This window comes from Halobacillus litoralis, from assembly GCF_009856355.1.
Taxonomy (GTDB): Bacteria; Bacillota; Bacilli; order Bacillales; family Halobacillaceae; genus Halobacillus; species Halobacillus litoralis_B.
This window is the reverse complement of sequence record NZ_WMEW01000001.1, coordinates 50,563-76,884: the sequence shown is the minus strand read 5'-3', so window position 1 is coordinate 76,884 and position 26,322 is coordinate 50,563. Positions and strand designations below refer to the sequence as shown.

Annotated in this window: 27 protein-coding genes; 23 read left to right on the top strand and 4 right to left on the bottom strand. The window is 48.7% G+C overall.

Annotated elements, in window-relative coordinates:
* The first annotated feature begins 8 nt into the window (after positions 1-8).
* The 20 genes from gvpN to GLV97_RS00295 all read left to right on the top strand — a co-directional run bounded on the left by gvpN (position 9) and on the right by GLV97_RS00295 (position 17,423).
* Positions 9-929: a gas vesicle protein GvpN gene (gvpN, locus tag GLV97_RS00390; protein ID WP_160838117.1), complete on the top strand. Its 921-nt coding sequence runs from the start codon at positions 9-11 to the stop codon at positions 927-929.
* A complete protein-coding gene (locus tag GLV97_RS00385) occupies positions 929-1,690 on the top strand; it encodes a GvpL/GvpF family gas vesicle protein (protein WP_160841902.1) in 762 nt (253 codons plus the stop codon). Before gvpN ends, GLV97_RS00385 begins: the two co-directional genes overlap by 1 nt.
* Positions 1,687-1,944, top strand: a complete 258-nt coding sequence (locus GLV97_RS00380) for a gas vesicle protein GvpG (protein WP_160841903.1) — start codon at positions 1,687-1,689, stop codon at positions 1,942-1,944. Before GLV97_RS00385 ends, GLV97_RS00380 begins: the two co-directional genes overlap by 4 nt.
* Before the next feature lie 12 nt (positions 1,945-1,956).
* Positions 1,957-2,781 carry a GvpL/GvpF family gas vesicle protein gene (locus tag GLV97_RS00375; RefSeq protein ID WP_160888676.1) on the top strand — a complete coding sequence of 275 codons (825 nt, stop codon included), beginning with the start codon at positions 1,957-1,959 and terminating at the stop codon, positions 2,779-2,781.
* A complete protein-coding gene (locus GLV97_RS00370; protein ID WP_160838125.1) occupies positions 2,778-3,029 on the top strand; it encodes a gas vesicle protein in 252 nt (83 codons plus the stop codon). The genes GLV97_RS00375 and GLV97_RS00370 overlap by 4 nt, the downstream gene beginning before the upstream one ends.
* Positions 3,010-3,315, top strand: coding sequence for a gas vesicle protein K (locus GLV97_RS00365; protein ID WP_160888675.1), 306 nt, complete (start codon positions 3,010-3,012; stop codon positions 3,313-3,315). Before GLV97_RS00370 ends, GLV97_RS00365 begins: the two co-directional genes overlap by 20 nt.
* Before the next feature lie 13 nt (positions 3,316-3,328).
* Positions 3,329-3,649 (top strand): gas vesicle protein, encoded by a 321-nt coding sequence (gene gvpJ / locus GLV97_RS00360; RefSeq protein WP_027955017.1) that lies wholly within the window; start codon positions 3,329-3,331, stop codon positions 3,647-3,649.
* A 15-nt stretch (positions 3,650-3,664) separates the two neighbouring features.
* The gene (locus tag GLV97_RS00355; protein WP_160888674.1) at positions 3,665-4,195 is read left to right on the top strand and encodes a YtxH domain-containing protein; all 531 of its coding nucleotides are present in this window, start codon (positions 3,665-3,667) and stop codon (positions 4,193-4,195) included.
* 24 nt (positions 4,196-4,219) lie between these two features.
* On the top strand, positions 4,220-4,579 hold the full coding sequence (gvpU, locus tag GLV97_RS00350; RefSeq protein WP_160838131.1) for a gas vesicle accessory protein GvpU: 360 nt from the start codon (positions 4,220-4,222) through the stop codon (positions 4,577-4,579).
* Between the two features lie 132 nt (positions 4,580-4,711).
* Positions 4,712-5,851, top strand: a complete 1,140-nt coding sequence (locus tag GLV97_RS00345) for an acyltransferase (protein ID WP_160888673.1) — start codon at positions 4,712-4,714, stop codon at positions 5,849-5,851.
* Between the two features lie 154 nt (positions 5,852-6,005).
* Positions 6,006-7,742 carry a carbon starvation CstA family protein gene (locus tag GLV97_RS00340; protein ID WP_160841908.1) on the top strand — a complete coding sequence of 579 codons (1,737 nt, stop codon included), beginning with the start codon at positions 6,006-6,008 and terminating at the stop codon, positions 7,740-7,742.
* A gap of 56 nt (positions 7,743-7,798) precedes the next feature.
* Positions 7,799-8,179 (top strand): hypothetical protein, encoded by a 381-nt coding sequence (locus tag GLV97_RS00335; RefSeq protein ID WP_160888672.1) that lies wholly within the window; start codon positions 7,799-7,801, stop codon positions 8,177-8,179.
* Between the two features lie 12 nt (positions 8,180-8,191).
* Positions 8,192-8,455, top strand: coding sequence for a cory-CC-star protein (locus GLV97_RS00330; protein ID WP_160838139.1), 264 nt, complete (start codon positions 8,192-8,194; stop codon positions 8,453-8,455).
* A 12-nt stretch (positions 8,456-8,467) separates the two neighbouring features.
* Positions 8,468-9,421: an ArsA family ATPase gene (locus GLV97_RS00325; RefSeq protein ID WP_160888671.1), complete on the top strand. Its 954-nt coding sequence runs from the start codon at positions 8,468-8,470 to the stop codon at positions 9,419-9,421.
* A 255-nt stretch (positions 9,422-9,676) separates the two neighbouring features.
* Positions 9,677-10,804, top strand: coding sequence for an ATP-grasp domain-containing protein (locus GLV97_RS00320; protein WP_160838143.1), 1,128 nt, complete (start codon positions 9,677-9,679; stop codon positions 10,802-10,804).
* Positions 10,801-12,501, top strand: a complete 1,701-nt coding sequence (locus GLV97_RS00315) for a methyl-accepting chemotaxis protein (protein WP_160838145.1) — start codon at positions 10,801-10,803, stop codon at positions 12,499-12,501. Before GLV97_RS00320 ends, GLV97_RS00315 begins: the two co-directional genes overlap by 4 nt.
* A gap of 337 nt (positions 12,502-12,838) precedes the next feature.
* The gene (locus GLV97_RS00310; RefSeq protein WP_160888670.1) at positions 12,839-13,876 is read left to right on the top strand and encodes a LacI family DNA-binding transcriptional regulator; all 1,038 of its coding nucleotides are present in this window, start codon (positions 12,839-12,841) and stop codon (positions 13,874-13,876) included.
* 168 nt (positions 13,877-14,044) lie between these two features.
* Positions 14,045-15,067, top strand: coding sequence for an SEC-C domain-containing protein (locus GLV97_RS00305; protein ID WP_160888669.1), 1,023 nt, complete (start codon positions 14,045-14,047; stop codon positions 15,065-15,067).
* 124 nt (positions 15,068-15,191) lie between these two features.
* Positions 15,192-16,871, top strand: coding sequence for a catalase (locus GLV97_RS00300; RefSeq protein ID WP_160888668.1), 1,680 nt, complete (start codon positions 15,192-15,194; stop codon positions 16,869-16,871).
* An 84-nt stretch (positions 16,872-16,955) separates the two neighbouring features.
* Positions 16,956-17,423 (top strand): hypothetical protein, encoded by a 468-nt coding sequence (locus GLV97_RS00295; protein ID WP_160888667.1) that lies wholly within the window; start codon positions 16,956-16,958, stop codon positions 17,421-17,423.
* A gap of 34 nt (positions 17,424-17,457) precedes the next feature.
* Here GLV97_RS00295 and GLV97_RS00290 read toward each other — a convergent pair whose 3' ends face one another.
* Both GLV97_RS00290 and GLV97_RS00285 read right to left on the bottom strand, forming a co-directional pair.
* On the bottom strand, positions 17,458-20,214 hold the full coding sequence (locus GLV97_RS00290) for an alpha-amylase family glycosyl hydrolase (protein ID WP_160888666.1): 2,757 nt from the start codon (positions 20,212-20,214) through the stop codon (positions 17,458-17,460).
* A gap of 125 nt (positions 20,215-20,339) precedes the next feature.
* Positions 20,340-20,933, bottom strand: coding sequence for a YdcF family protein (locus GLV97_RS00285; RefSeq protein ID WP_160888665.1), 594 nt, complete (start codon positions 20,931-20,933; stop codon positions 20,340-20,342).
* A gap of 195 nt (positions 20,934-21,128) precedes the next feature.
* Between GLV97_RS00285 and GLV97_RS00280 the strand changes: the two genes are divergently transcribed.
* Together GLV97_RS00280 and GLV97_RS00275 are read left to right on the top strand one after the other, a co-directional pair.
* Complete coding sequence (locus GLV97_RS00280; protein ID WP_160838159.1) at positions 21,129-21,338, top strand: YkvS family protein; 210 nt, start codon at positions 21,129-21,131, stop codon at positions 21,336-21,338.
* Between the two features lie 399 nt (positions 21,339-21,737).
* A complete protein-coding gene (locus GLV97_RS00275; RefSeq protein ID WP_160841917.1) occupies positions 21,738-21,995 on the top strand; it encodes a hypothetical protein in 258 nt (85 codons plus the stop codon).
* Positions 21,996-22,046: 51 nt separating this feature from the next.
* Here GLV97_RS00275 and GLV97_RS00270 read toward each other — a convergent pair whose 3' ends face one another.
* Positions 22,047-23,084 (bottom strand): LCP family protein, encoded by a 1,038-nt coding sequence (locus GLV97_RS00270; RefSeq protein WP_160841918.1) that lies wholly within the window; start codon positions 23,082-23,084, stop codon positions 22,047-22,049.
* A 301-nt stretch (positions 23,085-23,385) separates the two neighbouring features.
* Complete coding sequence (locus tag GLV97_RS00265) at positions 23,386-24,846, bottom strand: APC family permease (protein ID WP_160888664.1); 1,461 nt, start codon at positions 24,844-24,846, stop codon at positions 23,386-23,388.
* A 376-nt stretch (positions 24,847-25,222) separates the two neighbouring features.
* Here GLV97_RS00265 and GLV97_RS00260 point away from each other — a divergent pair, with 376 nt between their 5' ends.
* A complete protein-coding gene (locus tag GLV97_RS00260) occupies positions 25,223-26,269 on the top strand; it encodes a glycosyltransferase family 4 protein (protein WP_160888663.1) in 1,047 nt (348 codons plus the stop codon).
* Positions 26,270-26,322: the final 53 nt, after the last annotated feature.

Here is a 26,322-nt window from a genome sequence, read left to right as displayed (position 1 = left end):
GATGGATGATGACACGATTGAACAGCAGACAGCCTTCTGCCCGCACCCCGGGGGACGTATTCGATCTTCCTCATTTCAAATCGATGATTCAGCGGACCTTAAGGTATGTATCGGCCGGCTATCCGGTTCACTATACAGGGCCGGCTGGAATCGGGAAAACGACGCTGGCGCTTCACACGGCTGAGAAGCGTGGACGTCCCGTAACCGTTATTACCGGAAGCAGGGATCTTACACGAGAGGATTTAATTGGCGCGTACAGTGGATACAGCAGGAAAAAACTGCATGATAACTTTGTGCGTACGGTCCATAAGATTGAGGAAAATGTATCGGAAAACTGGGTGGAGGGGCATCTGTACAAAGCAGTGAAAGAGGGACATACCCTCGTTTACGACGAATTCACCCGCTCCTCCCCTTATACGAATAATTTATTTCTATCGATATTAGAAGAAAAAGTGATGCCGTTATACGGGGCCAAACGGAACGAATCCCATATTCGTGTCCATCCCGAATTCCGGATGCTGCTCACAAGCAACCCGTCTGAGTATGCCGGCGTTTATGAAACCCAGGATGCTCTTTTTGACAGGCTGATTACGATTCCACTGGAACGGATGGATGTGGAAACGGAAACGGCTGTTGTCATGAAGCGGACCGGAATGAAAAAAGCCGGGGCAGGTAAAATCGTCTCCCTCGTGAAACGTGTGAATGAACAACTGGAGGGAAACGGCAGTCCTTTGAGCATCCGTACATCCATCATGATGGCGGATATCGCTCAACAGCATGCCATTCCGATTGAAGGCAGTCATCCGGCGTTCCAGCATCTCTGTCTTGATTTTATGATGTTCCCGCTTCAGCTTCAGGACGGCGGACCGTCAAATAATGCAGAGGCACTCATCTTAAACGAGTGCCGGAATATAAAGGAGGGATCGTAATGGCAGAGGAAACAGGTGTTTACATCTTCTGCTGTATACAGGCGGAAGAAGAAAAAGATTTTGGCACGATCGAATTCGAGGGAGAAGAACGCCGGTTATTTACACTGCATTATAAAGATGCGGCTGTTGTAGCTGCACACGCTCCTGTGAAGATTTACCATCCGAAAAAAGATCCATTGATGACCCATCAGGCGGTGATTACCAAGGTGATGCAGGAGGAGAGAGCGGTCGTTCCGATCAGCTTTGGAAACGTTTTTAAGTCGAAGGAAGATACTGAAGTACTGCTTGAAAATCTGTATCCGCAGCTAAGGAAGCTGTTTTCCGAAGTCCGGGACAAAATGGAGATCGGCTTGAAAGTCGTCGGTAAAAGGGAATGGCTGGAATCCATGGTCCATCAGAACGACAGAATGCAGAAGCAGAAGGAAACGGTGAAAGGGAAGTCGGAAGCCGCCGGTTATTTTGACAGGATCCAGCTTGGTGAAATGGCCCGTGATTTCTTTACCGACATTCAGAATGATGTCGATAAACGTATCCACGAACCCCTTGCAGAACTGGCGGAAGCCGCGAAGAAAAATGATACCTTAGGAGAAAAAATGCTGCTGAACGGCGCGTACTTAATCGATCGGGACAAAGAGGAAGTTTTTGATGCCCTTGTAAACGAGCTTTATCAGACATGGGGCGATTATGTGGATTTCAAATATACAGGTCCTTGGGCACCTTATAACTTTATCCATATCCAGTTGAAAGTGGAAGCTTCATGATTCATAAACTGTTCACTTCTCCGATCACTCTGATCAAAAAAGTAGGCGAGCACGTCAAAGAAGAAGTGGATAAAGAATGGTACGACCTGGAGCACATCCAGAAAAAAATCATCCAGCTTCAGATGATGTACGAATTGGAGGAAATCTCCGAGGAAGCTTTTGAACAGCAGGAGGAAGAATTGATGCTGCGCTATGAAATGGCGAAAAAGCGGGAGATGGAACAATGGGAAGAGATGACGAAACGGTATGAATAGGGAGTTTTTAATATGGGAGAATTGTTTTACCTCTACGGCGTGACATGGAAGGAAGAAGCACAGGAGGCGGGTGTGACACAGTGGAAGGGTGTGGATGGTTCTCATCCTCTCTTTTATATCGAGCTTGGGAACCTGGCAGCTGTCGTCAGCTTCGTAGATGAATCCGAATTCGGGGAAGAAGTGCTGAAGGAAAAAACAAACGAAATGGAATGGCTTAAGAAAAAAGCCTTCCGCCACCACGAAGTCCTGATGCAGCTGAATGACGGGATGACGCTGATTCCGATGAAATTCGCAACGATTTTTAAGAAGGAAGAAAATATACAGCATAAAGCGTCTGTCTATGAAACAGAATGGGAAACCCTTCTTCAACAGCTGCTCGGAACGGAAGAGTGGAATGTTAAGGTTTATAACCGCTCTGATCTCCTTAAAGAACATACAGCATCCCGGCACCCGGAGGTTATGAAGCGCAAAGAGGATATTGCCCAGATGTCGAAAGGGATGCAGTACCTTCAGACGAAAAAGCTGGACAGCTTTATTGAAGAAATGGTCTCACAGGAACAGGAGACCTATGCAAGGAATCTTCACCACCGCTTCAAAGAGTTTTGTGTCGACACGACTAGTAAAAAGGTGTGGAACAAAAACGTAACTGGTAAAGATGAGGAAATGTGCTGGAACGGCGCCTATCTCTTGAAAAAGGACCAGGTCGAAGCTTTCCTGGAGCAGATCACTACAGCTCAGGAAGACGGAAGGGAAGCAGGGTGGATGATTGAAGTTACCGGCCCATGGCCTCCCTACCACTTCTCAGACACGAAGACCGTCAGCGGGGTGCAGGGATGAGCCGCAGGGAACAATTCGAAAATCGTGACATTGCATTGATCGATATTTTGGATACGGTGTTGGATAAAGGAGTCGCCATCAAGGGGGATATCATCATCTCCATTGCGGGCATCGACCTTGTCTATCTGGATTTGAAGGTTCTGATTTCTGCCGTAGAAACGCTCGTTCAATCGCAGCAGAACGCAATCAGTTCGGAGAATATGGACAAAGAAAAGGAGGAACTGGAATATGCCGTTGAACGACCTTGACCTTGAACAGCAGCCATTAAAGAGCGGACGGATCAACCTTGATCCTGATGGTGCCGAACAGGGACTGGCCCAGCTTGTTCTGACTGTGATTGAACTTCTCCGTCAGCTTGTGGAACGCCATGCCATCCGCCGGGTGGATGGCGGCACATTAACGGAGGAGCAGATTGAGCAGCTCGGTGTGGCCCTGATGAACCTGGAAGTGAAGATGGATGAATTGAAGGACATCTTTGAGTTGACCGATGAGGATCTAAACATTGACTTAGGTCCGCTTGGAAACCTGTTGTAAAGGAGGAAGGCTGATGTCTATAGAACACCCGACCCAGTCCAGCAGTATTGTCGATGTCCTGGAAACGGTATTGGACAAAGGGGTTGTCATTGCAGGCGATATCCGTGTAGGTCTGGCTGATGTAGAACTGCTCACAATCAAAATCCGTTTGATTGTCGCATCTGTCGATAAAGCGAAGGAGATCGGGATGGACTGGTGGGAAACCGATCCTTACTTAAACTCGAAAGCAGCAGAGGCGGATACAAAAGCTTTAGAGAAGGAAAACCAGCAGTTGCAAAACCGTATCGAACAGCTGGAAAACTCGATGCAGCGCATGTACAACCATCAAAAATGATGAGGAGTGATAAGCATGAGTGATCAAAAAACAACATTGACGGCAGCGGACAACAGCCAGAAACAGAATTCGGGTAAATCCAATGGAAAAGTGGCCCGTGCAATTATCGGCGGTGTGGTCGGAGCGGTTACCGGTCTGATGCTGAATCCGGGAAAAACGGAAAAAACAGAAGATTCTTCCTTAAAGGAAAAGACCCGGAAAGCAGAGTCAAAGGTGAAGGACCAAGCACAAAAAGCGGAAGAAAAAATGAAAGACTTCAAGGATAAGACGAAGGATAAAGCCGAAGAAGTGGTCGATGGAATCAAAAATAGAAAGACGGCCGAGGAGGAGGAAGTGGAAAAACTGGAGCAGACAGAGGAAGCCCCTGCTCTTGAAGGACCTGAACTTTCCCAGGACCAGATCGAAACCTCGGAAAAGGAAGCCGCTGCTTCTGAAGCTCCACCTGAACCGGTAGATGAAGACGCCGCTCAGGAAGAGGAGATGGAAAAGCCGCCTGGAACACCGAAGAAAACATCACTGACGATTAATGACGACACTGTTCAATAAACCAGTCAGGAAGGAAGATCTTTGATGGATAATGTGCTGAGAAAATTTGTGAAAGCCGCTAATATGAAGGACTTTTCCCTGGACATTACGTTAAACGTCAACGGAGCTCTGGTGACAGGGACGACCGTTTCCGCTGAAAAATACTTCCGTTCTTTAAGTGGTACCCTTGCCGAAGGGAATGAAACGGCACAGTCCCTTAGTGAGAAGCTGGAAAGAGCCAGCCAGATGAATTATTCACAGGAGGAGATTCAGTACATTCATCTGGAAAATGCCCAGGTTTATAATGGCGACGCCCAGGCCACCCCGGCCGAGGGATCGTTTTTCTGGCGGGGGCGTCTCGACACGGTCGATGGGTTTTTCCTCGGCCGGATTGATGCAAAATAGTAAAAAAATGTTAGGTTTGTTACGGCCGTTCAAAGATTGTATGAAAAAACGACAACAATGCGAAGGCAGACCATGGTTTCATGGTAAGATGGCTCACGTAACATAAAGTTGAACCATTAAAGGAATGATTCCATGAAAAAAGAAAGAATTGAGTCCATCTACTTTCTGCGCATTTTTGCCATGGTCATGGTCGTCCTCGTACATGTCAGTGCGGCTTACGTGAAGGTCCTTACGGAAGGCACGGGTATGTATGAGGCCTATCATTTTATCAACCGGATCATCCGGATTGAAGCCGGCATCTTCATCATGCTGACGGCGATGGTCTTTTTCTATAAGTATATCGATCAGAAAATGGATAAGCAGGAGCTCTTCTCTTATTTCCGGAAGAGAGCTCTCTATATTGTTGTTCCCTATTTCTTGTGGGCACTTTTCTATGAAGCTTTCTCTATTTACCTCGGAGTGGTATCGACGACGCCGGAGAACATTCTGACGCGGGTGTTTACAGGGGATTCGTTTTATCATCTGCACTTTATTTTCTTAATTGTCCAGTTTTATTTGTTTTTTCCTGTCGTTCTCTATGCCGCCCAGAAATCGGCTTTCTTCAGAAAGTACATGTGGTTGTTCGGAATGATCCTGCAGGTCGGCTACTACTTTTTCAACCGGGAATTCCAAGTGTTCTCATTTAATCTGTTTATGACGAGTATGGGACCTTACCTTCTCGGTGCGTGGATCGGCGCCCATTATAAACAGCAGAAGACGGCAGCCTTTTCAAGGACAACGCCTGTATGGGCTGTCGGAGGCCTGCTTGCCGGTCTGACCACTGTTTACCTGCATGGAAGCGGGTATCAGATCTTCGGCGTACAGCTGCCGACATGGGGCTATCTGATTATCAATATGCTGTTCCTTGTCGGAGGAAGCTATGCCATGTTCCGGATTGCAGAACGGTTGGTCGTCAAGCGGCCTGTCGCTTTGACCTACGTGAAGAATATTGCTGTTTATTCCTTCGGCTTTTACCTTCTTCACCCGTTTGTATTGAAAATCTATGAGTTTACCATTCCGATACAGGCAGGAAACTTGTTCCACGTATCCATTCTCGTCCGGCTGGCGGCCACATTGATGTCCTGCTATGTCATCATCTGGCTGTGCCACCGCTATCTGCCGGCGGCCGGTTTATTTTTCGGTAAACTGCCGAATAAAAAACCAGGGTTTTTTGAAGGTGATCGATCGAAAGGGAACAAGTCTAAGCAGGAAACAGGAAAAGCTGCCTTATAGCATTGAGAAGCCGCTCCCCAACGGATGAACGCCGGGAGCGGCTTTTTTATCTGTTGTTATATTCTGATAAATCTGTAAATTTTATTGAAACGATGACGAATGGTGAGGTATAATAGCGTTATTATGTAAGCGCATACATAAAAGGAGGGTTTTTGTGAGCGGGATTTGGCTGGCGGTTGTCGGTATGTTTGTCTTTTTTCTAGGGTATCGGTATTATTCCAAGTTTATTGCTGAAAAGATTTATAAGCTTGATCCGGATTATGTCACCCCCGCCCATCAGTTTAAGGATGGGGTCGATTTCGTACCAACCAATAAGTTCGTTCTCTGGGGCCACCATTTCACATCGGTTGCGGGAGCGGCCCCGATTGTCGGGCCGGCAATTGCGGTGTACTGGGGCTGGCTCCCGGCGGTGCTCTGGGTTCTGCTCGGTACAGTCTTCGCTGCAGGTGTCCATGACTTCGGTACACTCGTCTTATCGGTCCGAAATAAAGGACAGTCGATTGGGACGCTGGCGAGCAAGTTGATTGGACAAAAAGCAAAGGTATTGTTTTTGTTCATCATCCTTCTGCTCGTTCTTATGGTCAACGCTGTGTTCGCCTGGGTCATTGCCAACTTGTTCATCTCGTTTCCTGCGAGTGTATTATCCGTCTTTATTCAAATTCCACTGGCTGTCTGGATTGGTTACAGTGTTTATAAAAGACAAGGCAGTATGCTCCTGCCATCACTTGTAGCCCTTGCCGTCATGTATATATCAGCCATTATCGCAAGCTATGTTCCCGCCCTGCAGATTGACCTCGTCCGTTATTTTGGCGGGGAAGCAGCAGAGACCGCCTTTGGATTGAGTGCGACATCCATGGCATTTTTCGTCTGGATCATCGTGCTCATGGTCTATGTGTATATCGCCTCTACGCTTCCTGTCTGGAAACTGCTTCAGCCGAGGGATTATATCAACTCCCATCAGCTGATTGTCGGGCTGGGTCTCCTGTATCTCGGGCTGTTGTTTTCCAATCCGGAAATTACAGCACCGGTAACCAATGCATCAGCGGATACGTCCTGGTTCCCGCTTTTGTTCATTACCATCGCCTGTGGAGCGATTTCAGGATTCCATGGTCTCGTCTCTTCCGGAACTTCATCTAAACAGTTGAACAATGAAACAGAAGCACGGTTTGTCGGCTATCTTGGATCTGTAGGAGAGGGAGCTCTCGCCTTGGTCGCGATCATTGCTGTGGTCACCTTCTTCCCGACAGCGGCGGAATTCACAGCAACCTACAGCGGTTTTGCGGCGGCCAGTAATGCCGGGCTTGGTGTTTTCATCCAGGGGGCCGGCCAGCTGGCCACAGGACTCGGGATCCCAGCCTCTGTTGCTGCGACAATCGTGAGTGTGATTGTCGTCAGTTTCGCTGCGACAACACTGGATTCTTCGGTTCGATTGATGCGGTATATTATCGCAGAGTTAGGCACCGAATATAAAATCACACCGCTGACGAAAATGCATGTGGCCACAACGATGGCGGTTGTTTCCAGTGCGGCCTTGACGCTGATTCCACAGGGGCCAAAGGGATTCGGCTCCGGAGGTTATCTGCTGTGGCCGTTGTTCGGAACATCGAACCAGCTGCTGGCGGGCATCAGTCTTCTGCTCGTATCCATTTGGTTGAAGCGTCAGGGAAGAAACTATCTTCCGACAATCATCCCGATGGTTTTCCTGATGTTCATGACACTCTGGGCGATGATTTCCCAGGTGCTGACAGAATGGGCGCCGTGGAATGAGAACAGTGACTGGATGCTGTTTGCGTTCGGTGCGGTCATCCTCGTTTTCACCTTCTGGATTTTACTGACAGCCTTCTCGGCCATTACGAAGGATCATAAAAATTCCATCGAACGAAGTGCTTAAAAGGAAGAAGCCGTGCGGATGTGCGGCTTTTTCCATTCAGATAAGGAGGAAAAGGGATGGTGGATGTTTTGATGATACGGGCGGAAAAGGAAATCGGCATGGGGTGCTGCGGAGGGATCTGCTCTGACCCGGACGGTCTGATTCACATGGAAGACGAGTTTTCCCATCATGATGAAGAGCGGAGAGAGCTGCAGCAGCTTTATCAAAAGACGCTGGACATCGACCCTGAGATCCATGTTCAGTTCATGGATCCAAGGAATCTCCTTGGTGTCGCTGCTTATTTCTGGCAGCAGCACTGCCGGGGATCCATCTCTTTACGGCAGGGGGCGGCCTCCTTGCTGCTGCACATCAAATACCGGGCAGTGTTCGTGAACGGCGAATATATAGGTAGTCCCGACCGCTATGAAGAGAGACTGATGGAACTGACAGAAGCCTGAGGAGGAAGAGGAATGGAAAAGAAGCTGTCCTTGAAAAGAATGGTCGAACTGTATGATGAAATATTAAGTCTGCCTCATAAACAGGAGGTGGCCAGGGAGCTGAGAGATGAAGAGGACCTTTTTCTTCTGCTGCTTTACTCCGATCTGCTCGGTATTCCCAACCCCGCTTTTTATTACACGCTTGAACTGTATCCTCACATTGTTGAAAAATTTCACGACTGGCATTTGCGGATGGGCATGGAGAAGTCCCCGCTCGACGGCATCCGCTGCTGTTAAGGAGGCTTAAATATGAAGGATATCCAGCATCATTCTATTATTTTTGTAGGAGGAAAAGGAGGTGTCGGAAAATCAACAACTTCCGCTGCTCTCGCGCTCTCCTTGGCTGAACAGGGCTATGAAACACTTGTCGTATCGACAGATCCCGCCCATAACCTGGGCGATGTTTTTCATAAGACGTTATCCCACGCGAAAACGAAACTGGCTGAGCATTTGTACGGGATAGAAATCGACCCTGTTCATGAATCAAAGCGGTATATTGATGGTGTCAAAGGTCACTTGGAAGGGCTGGTGAAGTCCAAAATGGTCGAAGAAGTGCATCGGCAGATCGACCTGGCCTCTGCATCCCCGGGAGCGGATGAGGCCGCTTTGTTCGACCGCCTCGTATCCATCATTTTGGAAGAGTCCGGTCATTTTGATAAGATCGTTTTCGACACGGCACCAACAGGGCATACGATACGCCTCCTTACCCTGCCGGAGATCATGAACGTATGGATTGATGGAATGCTGGAGCGGCGCAGCCGGATGAATGAGACGTATACGCAGCTGCTTCATGACGGAGAGCCTGTGGATGATCCGATTTTCAACGTGCTCCAGAGACGCCGGGAAAAGTTCGCCCAGGCACGAGAAATCATTTTAGACGAAGAGAAGACAGCTTTTGCCTTTGTCCTTATTCCTGAGCGCCTCCCCATCCTTGAGACAACAAAAGCCGTAGAGCGGCTGGGGAAACATAGGCTTCACGTTCAGACCCTGATTGTAAATAAAGTTCTGCCTGACTATGCGGACGGCGCTTTTCTTGCAAAGAGGAGACAACAGGAGCGCCTTTACCTTGAGGAGATTGAGCGGACGTTTACGGATCAGGAGCTGGTGTATGTGCCTCTGTTTGAGGAGGATGTATCTGATATGAAAAAACTCCATACGTTTGCGGAAGCATTCCGGAAGTCTATGCATGCTGCTGATTCCTAAGCCGCTTCGTGAATATGGCCGGTCCGCGTGACAAAGACTCTCTTTTCTTATAAAGGGGGTCTTTTTTGTTTCGCGGGATCCTGGAGGCTGATGCTTATCCATGTAGACATACACGGAAGTTATCCGGCTCAATATTCTGATTATATAGGACTTTATAACTGAATGGGTGCCGGGGAACTGTATGAACGATAGAGGTGGCCGATATATATAAAGTCAAAAAAAATGAGAAGAAAACGCATGTTGAGGAGGGGAATTATGCTGATTATCGATGAACAAACTGTGTCTCCTATCCTGGTACAAACGGCCCTTAAACATCGGCTGCCTATTTATTATAAGGACGATGAAAGGCCTCTGGATATCAAGGAACACTCAAAAATACTAACCAATTCGGAGAGCTGCCTTCAGATGCTGCAGCACCATCACCCGGAGCATATACATACGAAGGTTTCTCAGCTGGTCAAAAACAAAGCCCGGTTCCGCGGAATGGTCGCTGATCTGGATGAAGACTATAATTTCAAGCTTGTCACGGTTGATGAGCTGTTGTGTACGAAGAAGGAAAATGTACCGTTTCCGGTCGTGATTAAGCCGAATCGAGGTTATTCCAGTGTCGGTGTTTATATTGTGAAGGAAGAAAAGGAGTGGGACCAGGCGGTGCAGCGGCTGTATTCCGATCTCCTTCTTTCCAGGTCCATGTATTCAGATGCGGTGCTGGACAGTGAACAGATCATCATCGAAGGATACATCGAAGGTCAGGAATACGCTCTTGACTGCTACTATGATGAAGCGGGGGAGCCTGTCATTTTGAATATCCTGAAACGCCGGTTCGCCCATGACCAGGATACGTCGGATCGGATTTATTACACCTCCAGTCTGATCCTCGACGAAGTCCGGGACCAGGCGCTGGATTATCTGCGTCTATTAAATGACCGGCTCCATCTGCAAAACTATCCATTTCATATAGAAATGCGGAAGAACGAAACCGGCGTCATCCCGATTGAGATGAACCCGCTTCGATTTGCTGGTGCCGGCACGACGGATGTGAGTCACTATGCGTATGATATCAACTCCGCCTTGTCCTATTTCAAAGGAGTAAATCCGGATTGGGAGACAATCGTAAATCGGGCTGATGAAGCGTACTACGGTTTTTTCTGTGCAGAGGTGCCGGTCCAGATCAGCATGAATCTCATTCAATCAATTGAGCACGACAAATTGAAAGAACAATTCAGTGATGTGATGGAGTACCGGGTCATTCAATCGGCCGGCGACCGGACGTTTGCGGTCATATTTTTCAGAACCCATTGTCTAAAAGAACTCGATCGTTTACTCACCCTTGATTTAGAACCTTTTCTTACAATGAAACCCGTGAAGGAGGCTGTTCGATGAATGGACAGGTGTTGAACCCGAAAAAGTCCCTGAAGTCCCAGTTGTTTGTTAATTTTATTATCCCGATTCTTCTTCTTGGCGGGATGACGTTTGGATTTGTGAAGCTTGTAACCGGCAGTATTATTGATGATCACGTCCTCCCCCAGTTTGAACAGGTTCTGCTGACAAATGGTCAGGAGCTTGTACGCTCGATTGAACCAAACGCCGTACGGGAGGCGATTGAAAACCCGTCGGACAACCATGCCAATTTGATTAATACCCTGGACAGCTTCATTGAAGGGCAGGAGCGTCTGGAGTACGCTTATGTTTTGACGAAACAGGGGGAAAACGAGTACATTGTCGCTTTGAGCGGTTCTGAAGATGTGATGGTGGAATCCCCTTTTACGGATGAGCAGAATGAGGCATTTCAGACAGGGGATACAGTCGTAACATCCATTTATGAAGATGAGTGGGGCGTGCATAAGTCCGTGTTTATGCAGGTTGACGGCATGGATGCCATCGTCGGGGTCGATATGAGTACATCCTTTATCGGTAATCTTCAGAAGGAAATCAACGGGTTCCTCGCTGTCTTTCTAGCGGTCGCTGTGCTGCTCGGAGCTGGATTTGCCTACTTCTTCGGCACCCGTCTGACCAAAGCTGTCCGGTCGCTTTTGAATTCCGTGAACAGAATTAGTGATGGAGATTTGACCGAGAACATTGATACGAAACGGAAAGACGAAATCGGTCAGCTGTCGATGGCTATGAATGAAATGGTGGAAAGTCTGAGAACACTCGTTCAAAGGGTGGCGTCAGCATCCAGTGAAGTGTCTGCCCAGAGTGAGGAGCTTACGCAGTCAGCCAACGAAGTGAAAGAAGGCAGTGAGCAGGTGGCTTCGACGATGCAGGAACTGTCCTCCGGTGCAGAATCTCAGGCGGACAGCTCCAGCAGCCTTTCGGAAGTCATGGACAGCTTCGTCCGTCGTCTGGATGAAGCGGACGAAAGTGGAAAAGCCGTGTCTACTACATCAAAAGAAGTTCTGGCTATGACCGAGGAAGGAAAAGGTTTGATGGAGGCATCTGTTCAGCAGATGACTACCATCAATGGCATCGTAAAAGAGTCTGTGGAACGGGTGCATGGGCTGGACAGGCAGTCGAAGGAGATCAATAAACTCGTTCAGGTGATTCAGGATATTGCGGAACAGACCAATCTTTTATCCTTAAACGCAGCCATAGAGGCGGCCAGAGCAGGGGAGCACGGAAAAGGCTTTGCCGTTGTGGCTGATGAAGTCCGGAAGCTTGCAGAGCAGGTGTCCACCTCCATCATTGATATTACGTCGATTGTGGACAGCATCCAGTCGGAGTCGAACCGGGTGGCTCAATCACTTGAATCCGGCTACGAGGAAGTAGACAGGGGGACGAAGCAGATTGAAGTGACCGGGGAGACATTCCACCGCATCCACAACTCCGTCAGCGATATGTCCGGCCGGGTCGGAGAGATTTCCAATCATCTATCGGATATTGCTGTGAACAGTCAGCAGATGAACCAGTCTATTGAAGAGATTGCAGCCGTCTCTGAAGAATCCGCAGCGGGAGTGGAGCAGGTGGCTGCTTCCTCCCAGCAGACGACAAGTTCGATGGAGGAAGTCTCCCACAGTGCACGTCAGCTTTCCGAACTGTCTGAGCAGCTGAATGACGAGATCCAGCAATTTAAGCTGTAATCCCTTAGCGGTATAGGTTTACCGTAAAGCTGTTCGTAAGCTGCGGCCACGGTGTCTTCTAATTTAGGCAGATTATCTGTCCGGGTGGAGCTATCACCCTTTCCCGCGTAATCAATCGTGCACCAGGGACGATCTTCTGTTGAACAGAGGACCGTCCCTGTTTCTGTGGCAGGAATATGGAGAAGGGGATACCTGGTAATTCAGGAGTTTCCATTTGAGCAGCCGCTTGCATAGGTCTTTGACAGGACATCCTTTCGCAGAATATCCAAATCCTGTTTCCCCCCTCCTAACAGGGAGTGTTATGATGAAAACAGAACAGCGATAGAAGGTGATTATTTTGGACGTAACCATCAAGGATGTAGCCAAAGCGGCTGGTGTAGCCCCCTCGACGGTTTCCCGTGTGATTGCGGACAATCCGCGGATCAGCCCGGCTACGAAACGAAAAGTGAAGCGGGCGATGGAGGAGATGGGCTATCATCCGAATGTGACCGCTCGTAATCTGGCGAGCCGGAAGACGAAAGCACTGGGAGTGGTTCTGCCTTTCAGCGCAGACAAAGCTCTCCAGAACCCTTTTTTTCCAGAAGTGCTGAGGGGGATCAGTTCCATTGCTCATGACATGGACTATTCCCTCGTTCTCTGTACGGGGGAAACGGATGAAGAAATGCTGGAGGGTGTTCAGAGGATGGTATACAGCAGTCAGACGGACGGTATTCTTCTGCTGTATTCACAGGTCCGGGATCCGATTCAGTCGTTTTTGCTGGAGCAGAAATTTCCTTTTGTCGTTGTCGGCCGTCCGGCAGAAAGCGGAAGCGAAGTGACCCATGTGGATAATGATAATATTCAGGCTTCCAAGGATATCACGAGCCATCTTCTGGATATCGGTCATGAACGTGTCGCGTTTATCGGCGGATCGCGGGAGCTCGTGGTCACCCTCGACCGCCTCCAGGGCTATGAAAGGGCGTTACAGCAAGCGGGGATCTCCTCTTCAGAAAGCTATAAAGTCCATACCGAATTTTTGAAATCAGGCGGCCGTTCCGCCGTTCGTGAGCTCATGTCCCTCTCCGAGCCTCCGACAGGGCTCGTCGTCGCGGATGATCTGATGGCGATCGGGGTCATTTCCACGTTGGAGGAAGCGGGCATCCATGTCCCTGAGGATTTATCGATCGTCAGTTTTAACAATGTGTATCTGGCTCAGGTTTCCCGCCCGGCGCTCACGACTGTGGACGTCCACATCCATGACTTAGGTAAAGAAGCCGCCGCCTGCCTCATTGCACACGTGCAGCGGCGGGATCAGCCGGCCAAGCGTGTCATCATTCCGCATAAGATTGAATACCGGTCTTCGGCCATCTCCCGTCCGGCACCGTCTGAAGTGTAACCTTCAGACGGTCTTTTTTGGGATGAAAGGACGTAATTTTTCAACCTGCCACAGATATCCGCCTTTTTTTACATAAAACTGCATAGATGTGGAAAATTTTTTGCATGTTAGCGCAATATTCGGTACCCTAGTAGAGTTGACCTTTAAACAATTAGGAGAGGGATTTATATGAGTAAGACAAAAAGGAATGACCCCTGCTTTTGTGGAAGCGGGAAAAAATATAAAAAATGCTGCATGGTGAAGGACGACCAGGCCGTCGGCTCCAGCAGCCTTCATGAGGAACTGCAGAGTAACTACAGCCACTTTATGGCTTATGTGAACCGCAATTACCCGAACGTTACACCATCGGAGCCGAGAGAAACGCAGGAAGAAGAAGTTGAGGCGGCGTTCCAGATGGTCCAGCGTGTTCTGATCGACAAACAGGAAGACGGCTCCACGTTGTATGAGGAGTTCTTTGAGAAGAAACAGGACAAAATCATTCGTCCGGCTACGATGGCGACGATGGAAGCCTGGAAATCTCCGCATGTGAGCCTGTTCAAAATCAACGGATCCGCCTCTGAATACACGGCTTCCGTAGAAGATGTGTGGAGCGGGGAGACGTTTGAAGTGAAGAAAGACGGCATCCCTTTGAAAGAGGAAAACTATGCGCACATGCCTTACTGTATCGGTGTGCTCTTGAAGTGGGGACCTGTTCATAACTTTGTTCCCCTGGCGATTCCAAACTATGAGTCTTCGTATGTGACGTTCCGTCAGCAGCTGGAGCAGGCATTTGAAGCGAGTCAGGCATCCACGATCTACGACTATATGCAGGAAACGATTCTTGAGCAGCTGCGCAGCTGGATGTATATGACATCTTCAGAAGAGACGGAAGAAAGCTCGGCCGAGCAGCCGGTCGAAGCTTCTGATGAAGGCGATGAAGTGCTTGACTTGTTCGATGAAGACTTGAAGAAGGAAGACGGGTTCGAACAGTTGAAGCAGCGCTGGGAATTGTACAAGCAGGAGGAGAACCCGACGTTCCGTAAGCCGGAAGTCGTGACCGCTGCTCTTGAGCATATTTACCGCAGTACCTCAGCCTTCCGTTCCGAGCCGGAGAAAGTAACGAAAAAAGCGGTGGCTGAGAAATATGAAGTGAGCCCGAGCAGCATGAGCAAGCGCATTACGCAGCTCACCGGGCACCTCAATCCATCATAAGTATCACAACGTCCAGGATAGGCCTGGGCGTTTTTTAATCTTTTACAGGTGGAAAATATGGAATAAAAAACCGGTGGCCTGCAGAAACTCTCCTTGTAGCGATTCAATTACAGGAGGGACAAACATGGACAAACATAAAGAACAGGGACCGGGCGGAGCGGATGACCATCGTTTTGCCGAAGGAGAAAGCGAAAAAACGCTGACGACGAGGCAGGGTCACCCGGTCCGGACGAACCAGAATTTAAGGACGATCGGGAACAGGGGACCGGCGACACTTGAGAACTATGATTATATCGAAAAGATTTCCCACTTTGACCGGGAACGTGTCCCTGAACGTGTCGTCCACGCCCGTGGAACCGGAGCGCACGGATACTTTGAGACCTACGGGAAAGCAGGCGATGAACCGGTAGAGAAGTATACGCGCGCTAAAGTTTTTTCCGGAGCCGGAAAGAAAACACCGGTCCTCGTCCGCTTTTCCACAGTGACACACTCGGCGGGCTCTCCGGAGACATTGAGGGACCCCCGCGGATTTGCGGTTAAATTTTATACCGAAGACGGCAACTGGGATCTGGTCGGGAACAACTTGAAAGTGTTTTTCATCCGCGATGCGATGAAGTTTCCGGACTTGATCCATTCCTTTAAGCCGGACCCGGTCACGAATATACAGGACAGTGAGCGGATTTTCGATTTCCTCAGCCAGACACCGGAATCGATGCACATGGTTACGTTCCTGTTTTCCCCGTGGGGCATTCCGGCCAACTACAGACAGATGCAGGGGTCAGGGGTGAACACATACCGATGGGTGAATGAAGAAGGAAAAGCGGTTCTTGTGAAATACCACTGGGAGCCATTGAAGCAGGGAATCAAAAACCTGACCCAGGAGGAAGCGAACCAGATTCAGGCGGAAAACTTCAACCATGCGACACAGGATTTGTATGAGGCGATTGAAAGTGGGGATTACCCGGAGTGGGAGCTCTGCGTTCAGATCATGGATGACCATGAGCATCCGGAGCTGGATTTCGATCCGCTTGATGATACGAAATTATGGCCGGAGGATCAGTTCCCGTTTTTGAAGGTCGGGAAAATGGTGCTCAACAAAAATCCGGATAATTACTTCAATGAAATTGAGCAGGCGGCGTTTGGAACAGGTGTCCTTGTGGACGGTCTCGATTTTTCCGATGATAAAATGCTTCAGGGACGAACGTTCTCCTATTCGGATACACAGCGGTACCGGGTCGGGGCCAACTACCAGCAGCTGCCCTCCAATGCTCCGAAAAAACATGCCGCCACCAACTATGAAGGGGGAAGCATGTCCTACTTCGTGGACCGGCCGGAAGGAGCTAACCCTCACGTGAACTATGAGCCTTCTTCCTTGAACGGTCTGGAAGAATCTCCTGCGAAAAAGGCTCCTCATCAGCCGTATGCCGAAGGGAAATTGAAAAAAGAGCCGATCGACAGGGAAAACAACTTCAAGCAGGCAGGAGAACGCTACCGGATGCTGAAGGACTGGGAGCGGGATGATTTGATCAACAACCTTGTCGTTTCTCTCAAACCCTGCCAGACACATATCCAGAAGAAGATGGTGTCTCTGTTGACCCAGTGTGATGAAGACTATGGAAACCGTGTGGCAGAAGGACTGGGGATGCATGCAGCAGCCGGCGGGATGAAGGAGGAATTTGCCGGGGATATGACTCCTTCCAAAGGGAAACTGCCGAAGCGGGGCGGTTCTCCCATAGGCAGTAAAGGAGCAGCGGATGCTGTAGATCAAGCAGAAGAAAAAGGACACGAAGCGGATCCATATTGAATAAGGGACGGCCTTTCTGAGAGGGAAGGCCGTCTTTTCTTTTTTTTACGGTCTTCGCATAAGGTGATAAGGGGAGGCGATGGAATGAAGAAGAAAGGTTCCGGCGGGAAATTTCTCGTCATCACGTTTATGATCCTTCTGGCCGCTGCGGTCACGGCTGTCATTCTATTCATCACATCGCGTCCGGGTTATCAGGCGGAAAAGGCGGTGGAGACCTTTTACAACTACGAACAGAAAGGGCAGTACGCCGACTCCTGGGTACTGCTTCATTCCCGGATGAAAGAAAAATTCGGGAAAGGCCATTACATACAGGACAGGGCCCACGTGTTTATGAATCATTTCGGCGTGGAGACCTTCACATTTACTACTGGAAAGGTGGCTCAGATCGATAGCTGGTCGATGGAAAAAGGGACGGATCCGTTCAAAAATGTATACGTTGTGCCGGTTGTGCAGACATTCAAAGGGAAGTACGGTCTTTTTCGTCTTCACCAGGAAGTTTATGTGACAGAGGAAAAGGGAGAGTGGAAGATTCTCTGGGATTACAATAAATAAAAAGGCCCCCGCCTTAAAAGGGGAGGCCCGCAGGTTAAGATGCTTGTGAGGAGGGGGTCTGAACGACTTTGACTGTATGCTCCTGCTGAGGATCAAAGTGGAAGATATACTCCCCGCTTGATTCCGGGGTGAACATCAAATTATCCCCTTCCATCCATTCGCCGTCACGGACGAATTTATACTCGACGGTTTCCCCTGCTGTCAGAGCAACGGGGGTACTCGTCCAGACGCCTGCTTTTTCATTGTACGTAAGGGCGTGCTTGTCTGTTTCCCAGTTCAGGGGAGCAGACCCGCGGAGCACCACTTTGTTGTACTTTTTCGCTTCCGAAGGCGCTTCATATGTCAATGTGCCTTTTACATCATATACTTGAGCGGAATGGGCGCCGGCTTTAACGTAAAGGTCATCCCGGCGGCTCAGCATGCGGCTGTCATTGAGCACAGATTGAAGCATCACTTTATTTGGAGTGTCCTGGTTATACAACTCTTTGATATTCAATGTCCGGCTGTTTTCTCCTTTGTTGATGATGGTAAGCACATGATCCTGAGGCATTCTCCGTTCGAATACGAGGACGTCGTCATCTGAATAAATGACCTTCATATCTCCATGGGCAAGGGCGGGCTGCTCTTTTCTTGCTTGGATCAGCTCTTCATAGTGGGCTTTAAGATCCATGTTCTGCCGGCTTTCATCCCACGGCATCATCTCCCGGTAGTAGCGGTCCTTCCATTCTTCCACTTTCGTATGATCCCCGCTTTGGGATAAACCGACTTCATCACCGTAATAGATAATCGGAGCTCCCGGCAGGGCGAACTGCAGTGTGGCCGCATTTTTCATGGTCGTCACGTTCTCGTCTGCTTCATAAATAAAACGCGGCACATCATGACTGTCCAGGAAGGTGGCTGGAACGAATTCCTCATCATAGGTTTCGTGAATCGTCATCAAGGAATCGGCTAAGGCGTTCATGGATCCACCATCAATGTACGTATGGACAATCGCGGACTGGGTTTCGAAGTCAATGGCCCCGTCCAGTTTCCCAGCATAGGAATCAATCGTCTCCAAACTGTCCCACACTTCCCCGAAAATGAAAGCGTCGGAGTCTATGGATTTAACCTGGTGGCGGAAGTCGACCCAGAAGCTCTGGCTCGGCCCTTTGGCGTAATCCAGACGGAAGCCGTCGACACCGATGTCCTCCATCCAGAAAGGAACGACTTCATCGAGCATATATTCCCGTGTTTCCGGGTTGTCATTGTTCAGCTCCGGAAGCTCCTGAACCCCGTAGAACGTTTCGTACTCATCCGGCCATTTCAAGAAGGTATACCATTCGTAATAGGAACTGGCTTCCCCTTTTTCAACCGCATCCTGGAAAAACGGATGCTGGTTGGAGGTATGGTTCGGGACGAGGTCATATACGACTTTCATATCGCGGTCATGAGCTTCATCGACGAGTTCCTTCATCAGCTGGTTGCTTCCGAACCGGGGGTCGATGTTCATGAAATCTGTCGGATGATAGCCGTGGGAATACGGTCCTTCATAAATCGGCGAAATCCAGAGTGTATTCACCCCAAGCTCATCGAGGTAATCGATTTTCTCCAGCACGCCCTGGAGGTCGCCGCCCATCCATCCTTTCAACTGCTCATCCTTTGGCAGGTCCAGGTTGACAGAGGTGTTGTTTTCCTTACTTCCATCCCGGAAGCGGTCGACGAAAATCTGGTAGATGACAGCTTCTTTGGCCCAGTCCGGTGACTGATAGTCTTCGACGTAATACGCAAACTCTGACGCTTCTTCAGGGTCGAGGACGTTGTTATCTGCAAACTGCGAGCCTTCAGAACGGCTGTTCCACACATCAATCCTGTACTTCACACGGGTTTTGTCCTTTTGGGCAGGAATCGTTCCTGTTAATATTGTTGTTTGTAATCCATTTGAGTCCTCACTCGTTTCTACAACGGTTAATTCCGTGGTCTTCCCATTCGCTGCTTCTCCGCGTTTACCGGACGGAGAAGAGCCGTCTGTCGTATAATAAGCGGCGCCTGCATCAATCGGACCGAAATGTTCGACTTCTACAGAAACTTTGACTTCATCTTTTTTGCCGGGGGTATACGGTTCATGGTGGAAATCGTGAGTGACGGACTGGGCAACGGGAATCGTTTTCCATTGATCCACTGTGTCTTTTTGGATCTTCGGATCCTTTGTCAGGGTGACCGTGCGGCGCTCACCGCGGACTTCCTCATAGGCTTCTCCTGCCAGGCTGTACGTATAGGAAACGTCCTGTCCGGCATCACCGACAAGGGTGAACGTATAGGTGCGGTCCCCTGTCTTGGTCATCGGTGCAGCGGTGTAATGAAAGTCATTCGTACTTGAGGCAACGGTCGGCTTCACCCAGGCCGGCGTCTCTTCCGGAACGGTTAGTTCCAATGTGGCTGCTGCCTCATGCGTTCCTGCAGGACGGATATCCACGGTACGCTCCTCTTCCGGATGGAAAGCAAAAACATAGGCATCATCCTGCGGGGCGGTCACCGTCAAGTTGGAACCGGACATCCATGTCCCGTCGTAGACAAACTTGTATTCCGTTGTTTCACCGCCCTTAAGAGCAACAGGACCGCTCAGCCATACGCCTTCCTCCTCATTGTACTGAAGCAGGTGGTTATCAGAGCTCCAATCAAGGGACTCGGCACTTCCGCGCAGCACGACCTTGTCGTACGTTTTAGCATCGGCTTGAACGTTTTGTGCAATCGGTTGCACAAAAAGTAAAAATAAAAGGATCGGTCCGATGATCCAGATCCAGGATTTTCCCATACATCTTCATCCCTTTCTTTTTCCAGAATTATGAAATCGCTTTCATTTTAACGTATAGTTATACGCCTGTCCATAGGACTATCCTATTGATTGTTTCAGGCGTATGGTGGAATCAGGAGAATGGGTCAGTCGAAAAGCAGTCGGATCGAATAAAAAATCATTTTCGTATATTCGCTGAAAGTCGTTTTCTTTTCCGTTTCCGTCAATCCATCGGCAGGATTGTAGGAGGAAGAGGTAAAGGCATAGCTTAGTGTATAGTCGCTGCCGAATATGTCATCGAACGTCATCTTCGTTCTTCGTGAATGGAACTCACTCGTGACGACGATGGCTGAGGAAAAGTTTTGTTCTTCCATAATGTCCTTGGCGTACAGCGCGTTATCATAGGTGCTTTGGGCTTGTGTATCTTCTAAAATGTCATCTTTGGATATGCCGAGGGAAACCGCCCGGTCCGGCGTTGTCCCTTTTTCTGCTGCATTCGTTAGAATGACCGTGTCCGCCGCTCCCCCGGCGTATAACTCCGCTCCGCGTTCCAGTCTCTCCGCACTTCCACTTAAAACTATAACGGCATCAGCCTGCGGGTTTTCCTTTACGGTGTCTTCGAGGGTGAGAAAATCCGTCCCCAGTTGGTAGAGTGTGATAATACCCGCTGCCGTAGCTGCAAGAAAAACCCCGAATAAGATCAGGATGGTCCGTTTTACTTTGTAAACTGATACAGCCAAAAGAGATCATCCTCTCCATTTTTTTCTATTTCTACTATATACCGAGTGCGTGATTTGTGAAACCATAAGTATTTTACTTGTATACTATTGTCGAATTTAGTAACATATATTGTAAAAGTTTTGTTTGAATTGTTTGTTTATTTCATGTAAACTTTTTTGAAACCATTAATGTTGATACAGAAAGGATAGAGAGATATGATACAACCCGATGATCGTATTGCAGAACCTGGTCAAATTGTTACGTTTGAACGAAATGATATTACCTTTACAGGAAGAGTCATCCCGAGTCAATGTCAGCAGTCTGTCATTGTTGATTTAACAATTATGGACAATCTTAATGAGATTGATTTTGAATATGATAGGACGGTTGTGGCTCATACAAACTATCGCATTATTGAGGAATAACACCATCAAGCCTTCTCTACCCACGTAGAGAAGGTTTTTTATGTCAGTTTCCAGTAGCAGCGCGACATGATGGAAAACTGCCTGCTTCACTGAAAAACTTCCCGGCCGTTCGGTTGAAAACTGGTCCAAAGGGAGCCTTTCAAAAGATCTATGAAACTTTTGCAGGTGAACAAAAACAAAAAGTCTGGAATCCTGTGCTGACAGAGGGTTTGAAAGAAGCAGGAGAGGTGGATACCAACCGCCCGCAGAACAAAACACCGGGATATATGAAAGAGTCTTTCTAACCAACTAGGAATATCTGACGTTTCCAATTTATTCTGATTTTCTTATAATATGGGTAGAGTTCCCTTCTAAAGAAGGGGCTCCTTGTCATTTTATACAGAGAGGATGTCAGGGTTAGTGCATGTCACCAAGCTTTTACTGGATCAGACAGAGCTGCCGGTGAGCGGCCGCTGCAGTGTGCGTATTGACAAAACGATTGTCGTGGAACCTTTCAGACATTTAACCGAAGATACGTTCCGCCGGATTTTAAAGGAAAAAGCCTTGATTCAGCGGATCAGACTGGAAAGCGAGGAGGAGGGGTTTCCACAGGAGTATGAGGGACCCTATACATCCAAGCGGACGAATGGGATTTTGATTTTTACCAGGACAGCTTAATGGTACATAAAAAAACTGACCACATCAGGGTATGGTCAGTTTTGCTGTGTTTTATTCATTTGGATCACTGCTGGTGTTCCCGTAGGATCCGGAAGGCGTAATATCGAGAGCCTGCTGCAGTTTCTGCTTCGTTTCCTGCAGAGCTCCATCGTCAGGGACGAAATAATACAGCCCGTCTTCCAGGCGCATGTCCTGTCCTTCAATGGTATAGGTCGTTGTCGAAGGGTTTTCCGAAGACAGCGTTTTTTGAATGGCGTACAGCTCGGAGATAGTCAGGTTTGTACTGACACTGTCACCGAGGATATCCGCAAACTCTCCTGCTTTCAGCAGATTGTCGGCAGAGAGGGCCTCATCAATGCCCGCCCGGATGAACTGACGCTGTCGTTCGTCCCGTGGATAGGACACGGCGACATCGCGTTTGCGCATCCTTACAAAAGCGAGAGCTTCCTCCCCGTTCATCGTTGTTTCACCAGCTTCAAATTCAATCTTCTTATCATAATCCAGGCTGCTCCGCTCCCAGAAGCCTTCCTTCACATCAATCGTGACGCCGCCCATAAGATCGACGATTTCCATGAATCCTTCAAAGTTGACGGAAGCAAACTTATCTATCGGAATGCCGAGGTAGTCTTCAACCGTTTCGATCGTCAACTTTTCAGCGCCGTATCCGGACACTTCTCCGAGGGAATAAGCAGCATTCAGCTTGTGGGTACCGGCGTATTGATCACCGACTTTGTAAGCTGGGATATCCACCTGGGTATCCCGCGGAATACTAGTCATCGTGATTTCCTTCGTATCAGGATCGAGGGTCATCACAATCTGGGTATCTGCACGGCCGGCTCCACCGTCCGTTGAATAATCTTCCACCCCCATTAATAAAAGGGAAATCGGATCATCGCCAATGTCTACGGCTTCATCACGCAGATCGGATTTTTCTCCTCTGTCCAGATCTTCGTAAGAGGCGGTGTAGACTTTATTAACGTAATAAAAGCCACCACCGATCAGCAGCGACAGGACAAATAAAAAGACGATCCATCTTCTTATTCTTCTTTTTTTCTTGCGTCTGCGGACGCGGACGAGTTTTTTCGCCATGTGTTCCACCTCTGTTTCTAACCTCTCAAATTCCCATTCTATCACATATAAAAACCGCGGAAGGCGTTCTTTCAAAGGATCGGGAAATTGTTAGATAGATGTCATATAAAGTCGCTTTCTGGAGCGGTTTTGTCGAAAAAAGAAACCTTCCCGAAATATTCCGGAGAGGTTCGTGCGGGGGGGCTCCCCTTGTGTGACACAGGGGATCACGTTCCGCTTATCGGTGGAAGCCTGCCGGAACGTAATGGTTCATAAGGATTTCTACAAAAAAAACTCCCCGGGATTTCGGGGAGTTTTCCATTTATAATTCTTCTTTTTCTAGAATGAGATAATTCATTTCCCTGCGGCTGATTTCGTTGTAACGCTTCGCATTCAATAGATAGAAGACGATTCCGATGATGATCCATACGCCGAGAGCGATGTAGGATTCTTTCCCTAAAGCTGCCGGTGACCAAGGCAGCAGAAGGAGAACGAGAAAGCCGATCGAACTGATCATTCCGATCAGGGAAAGAAGCTTACGCCCCGGGGAAACCGTGCTTGCTTCACTCTCTCCCTTGGTATTCTCTGACCAGCGGAAAAACTTATAAGCTGTGGCCGTACAGAAGAAGTACGCGATGGCAACGCCGGTGGAAGACATATCCACGACCCACAGAAGCGCTTCTCTTCCGAACCAGGGAGCTACAAGGCAGATGGCCATCGTAAACAGGATACCGACATAAGGAGTCTTATATTTCGGGTGCAGTCTGCGGAAGCTGTCCGGCAGAATGCGGGCACGTCCCATTGCGAATGTCAGACGGCTTGCTGAAATATAGAAACCGTTCAATCCGGTGAAGATCCCCATGCAGACAGCGACAGCGATAATGAAGACGCCTGCGCGTCCGAGATAGCTCTCAATGGCGTCACCGGTTCCCCAGACGGACTGGGTGTCGTTGATCATGGCGAGCAGCTGCTGCCACGGCATGGTGCTTGCGGTAATCAGAATCATGGCGCTGTAGGCAAGTCCTGCCGCGAGCAGCGACCAGATGATCAGGCTGAACGCTTTTTTCGGTTCAAATTCAAACTCTTCCGCTGTCTGCGGAATGTTGTCAAACCCGACATACGCAAACGGGGCAATCGCAAGAATCGTTAAGATAGAGGCGATCGCAGTCTGATCCGGAGTGAATCCGGGAGATATATTGGATACGCTTGGGCCTTCTGTCATGATGGCGCCGACACCAAGCACGACGATACCGGCGATTAAAATCAGGCTGAACACGAATTGTGTCTGACCGGAAAAACTGGCACCGCGGATATTCAGCAGAGCAAAAACAATAAGGGCAAGAGATGCGATGGCAATCTGGATAATGGAAACGTCATAGCCCGCCACCGTGTACATATTCCCTGTCTGTACAAAATCAGGGAAAAGGAATTTAGCCAGCAGCGCGAGAGCTGAGGCATTTAATGCAACAATACAAATATAGCCGAGGGTTAAAAACCAACCAGCCATAAAAGCGAACCGCCGGCCGAATCCAATATAGGCGTAGGCGAATTCACCACCCGTAACAGGGAATTTTTCAATCAAAAATCCATAGCTGACGCCGATAATCATCATAAGAGCGGCGCCGAGTAAAAGGCCGAGAACTACACCGACAGGGCCGGCCTGACCAATCCAGTCTGTAGGGAGTACAAAAGCGCCCCAGCCAATTGCTGAACCAAAGGCGATGGCCCACACCCAGTGGGGTTTTAACGTCTTTTCTAATTTTCTTCGTTCTCTAGTTGCCATAAACGAATGAGTCCTCCTAGTTAGATGTCAAAGATAACTTCCCTATTTTAGACAAACCCAAACGAAGGTGTAAACAAAAAACCCTCTATAAATAAATAGTCAGAAAACCGAAAAAAATGAAATGTGATTGTTAAAAACCAGTTATTCCTATGACACAATCTGTTGATATAGTGGGGTTTGTGATGAAAAACACAGCTGTAAGGTTTGACTTCTGCAGAAATAGGCTAACGGAATTTAAGAAATCGTTACATTGCCCCCCATATTCCTGTGATATAATTTTCTCGATTACAGCCCTTAGTATGAACACAACAGATGGAAATTATCGATCAGCTTACAATGTACCGGAGAGGATATAATAAACCTGAGGAGGGTCTTTATGGAGTATAAGGCCTTGCTGTTCTGCCTGATCCTATCGCTGGCGATTACGCCGCTGGTCAAGAGGGCAGCAATTAAAATCGGTGCGACGGATCAGCCGAACCACCGGAAAGTGCATAAAAATGTGATGCCGCGTCTCGGCGGTTTAGCAATATATTTAAGCTTTGCGTCAGGCATTGTTTTCTTTTTTCCGGAAAGTGATTTAACCTGGCCGGTCCTGCTCGGCGGGACCATTATCATCGTGACAGGTGTACTGGATGACTTGAGAGAGCTGTCCGCAAAAATGAAGCTGGCCGGACAGCTGTTTGCGGCAGGTGTCGTCGTCATCGGCGGTGTGCAGGTGGAGTTCATCAACCTGCCGTTCGGCGGAGAACTGGAGCTGGGGTATTTCAGCATTCCGCTGACGATTGTCTGGATCATTGCGATTACCAATGCCATCAATCTGATTGATGGTCTGGACGGCCTGGCTGCAGGTGTGTCAGCCATTGCGCTGTTAACCATTTCCGGCATGGCGATTACCATGGGGAATGTCTTTGTCGTCTTTGCCGGCTTGATGATGCTTGGAAGCACACTCGGCTTCCTCGTCTACAATTTCTACCCTGCAAAAATCTTCATGGGGGATACAGGGGCGCTGTTCCTGGGCTTTATGATCAGTGTGCTGTCCTTACTCGGATTCAAGAACGTTACGTTATTTTCTTTAGTCATTCCGGTCATCATTTTAGGTGTTCCGATTTCGGACACGCTCTTTGCGATCGTCCGCCGTGTCATTCAGCGGAAACCGCTGTCGGCACCGGATAAGTCGCACCTCCATCACTGTCTGCTGAATCTCGGTTACAGTCATCCGGAATCTGTACTGATGATTTATGCCGTAAGTGCTTTGTTCAGTCTCGCTGCTGTCATTTTCTCACAGGCAACGTTGTACGGAGCGGTTCTTGTCGTCGCTCTCCTCGCTTTAATGATTGAAATGATTGTGGAGATTACAGGATTGATTGGTAAAGACTATAAGCCGATTTTGAATATGATCCGCGGTACTCGAACCCGGAGGTGAAAAACAGGAGGCTGGATGATCAGCCTCCTGTTTTTTATGGAGTCGTTCATAAA

Bases quoted from the DNA above. Each gene is read 5' to 3' on its own strand.
- gvpN (WP_160838117.1), top strand. From the start codon at position 9: ATGACACGATTGAACAGCAGACAGCCTTCTGCCCGCACCCCGGGGGAC.
- GLV97_RS00385 (WP_160841902.1), top strand. From the start codon at position 929: ATGGCAGAGGAAACAGGTGTTTACATCTTCTGCTGTATACAGGCGGAA.
- GLV97_RS00380 (WP_160841903.1), top strand. From the start codon at position 1,687: ATGATTCATAAACTGTTCACTTCTCCGATCACTCTGATCAAAAAAGTA.
- GLV97_RS00375 (WP_160888676.1), top strand. From the start codon at position 1,957: ATGGGAGAATTGTTTTACCTCTACGGCGTGACATGGAAGGAAGAAGCA.
- GLV97_RS00370 (WP_160838125.1), top strand. From the start codon at position 2,778: ATGAGCCGCAGGGAACAATTCGAAAATCGTGACATTGCATTGATCGAT.
- GLV97_RS00365 (WP_160888675.1), top strand. From the start codon at position 3,010: ATGCCGTTGAACGACCTTGACCTTGAACAGCAGCCATTAAAGAGCGGA.
- gvpJ (WP_027955017.1), top strand. From the start codon at position 3,329: ATGTCTATAGAACACCCGACCCAGTCCAGCAGTATTGTCGATGTCCTG.
- GLV97_RS00355 (WP_160888674.1), top strand. From the start codon at position 3,665: ATGAGTGATCAAAAAACAACATTGACGGCAGCGGACAACAGCCAGAAA.
- gvpU (WP_160838131.1), top strand. From the start codon at position 4,220: ATGGATAATGTGCTGAGAAAATTTGTGAAAGCCGCTAATATGAAGGAC.
- GLV97_RS00345 (WP_160888673.1), top strand. From the start codon at position 4,712: ATGAAAAAAGAAAGAATTGAGTCCATCTACTTTCTGCGCATTTTTGCC.
- GLV97_RS00335 (WP_160888672.1), top strand. From the start codon at position 7,799: ATGGTGGATGTTTTGATGATACGGGCGGAAAAGGAAATCGGCATGGGG.
- GLV97_RS00330 (WP_160838139.1), top strand. From the start codon at position 8,192: ATGGAAAAGAAGCTGTCCTTGAAAAGAATGGTCGAACTGTATGATGAA.
- GLV97_RS00325 (WP_160888671.1), top strand. From the start codon at position 8,468: ATGAAGGATATCCAGCATCATTCTATTATTTTTGTAGGAGGAAAAGGA.
- GLV97_RS00320 (WP_160838143.1), top strand. From the start codon at position 9,677: ATGCTGATTATCGATGAACAAACTGTGTCTCCTATCCTGGTACAAACG.
- GLV97_RS00315 (WP_160838145.1), top strand. From the start codon at position 10,801: ATGAATGGACAGGTGTTGAACCCGAAAAAGTCCCTGAAGTCCCAGTTG.
- GLV97_RS00305 (WP_160888669.1), top strand. From the start codon at position 14,045: ATGAGTAAGACAAAAAGGAATGACCCCTGCTTTTGTGGAAGCGGGAAA.
- GLV97_RS00300 (WP_160888668.1), top strand. From the start codon at position 15,192: ATGGACAAACATAAAGAACAGGGACCGGGCGGAGCGGATGACCATCGT.
- GLV97_RS00295 (WP_160888667.1), top strand. From the start codon at position 16,956: ATGAAGAAGAAAGGTTCCGGCGGGAAATTTCTCGTCATCACGTTTATG.
- GLV97_RS00290 (WP_160888666.1), bottom strand. From the start codon at position 20,214: ATGGGAAAATCCTGGATCTGGATCATCGGACCGATCCTTTTATTTTTA.
- GLV97_RS00280 (WP_160838159.1), top strand. From the start codon at position 21,129: ATGATACAACCCGATGATCGTATTGCAGAACCTGGTCAAATTGTTACG.
- GLV97_RS00270 (WP_160841918.1), bottom strand. From the start codon at position 23,084: ATGGCGAAAAAACTCGTCCGCGTCCGCAGACGCAAGAAAAAAAGAAGA.
- GLV97_RS00265 (WP_160888664.1), bottom strand. From the start codon at position 24,846: ATGGCAACTAGAGAACGAAGAAAATTAGAAAAGACGTTAAAACCCCAC.
- GLV97_RS00260 (WP_160888663.1), top strand. From the start codon at position 25,223: ATGGAGTATAAGGCCTTGCTGTTCTGCCTGATCCTATCGCTGGCGATT.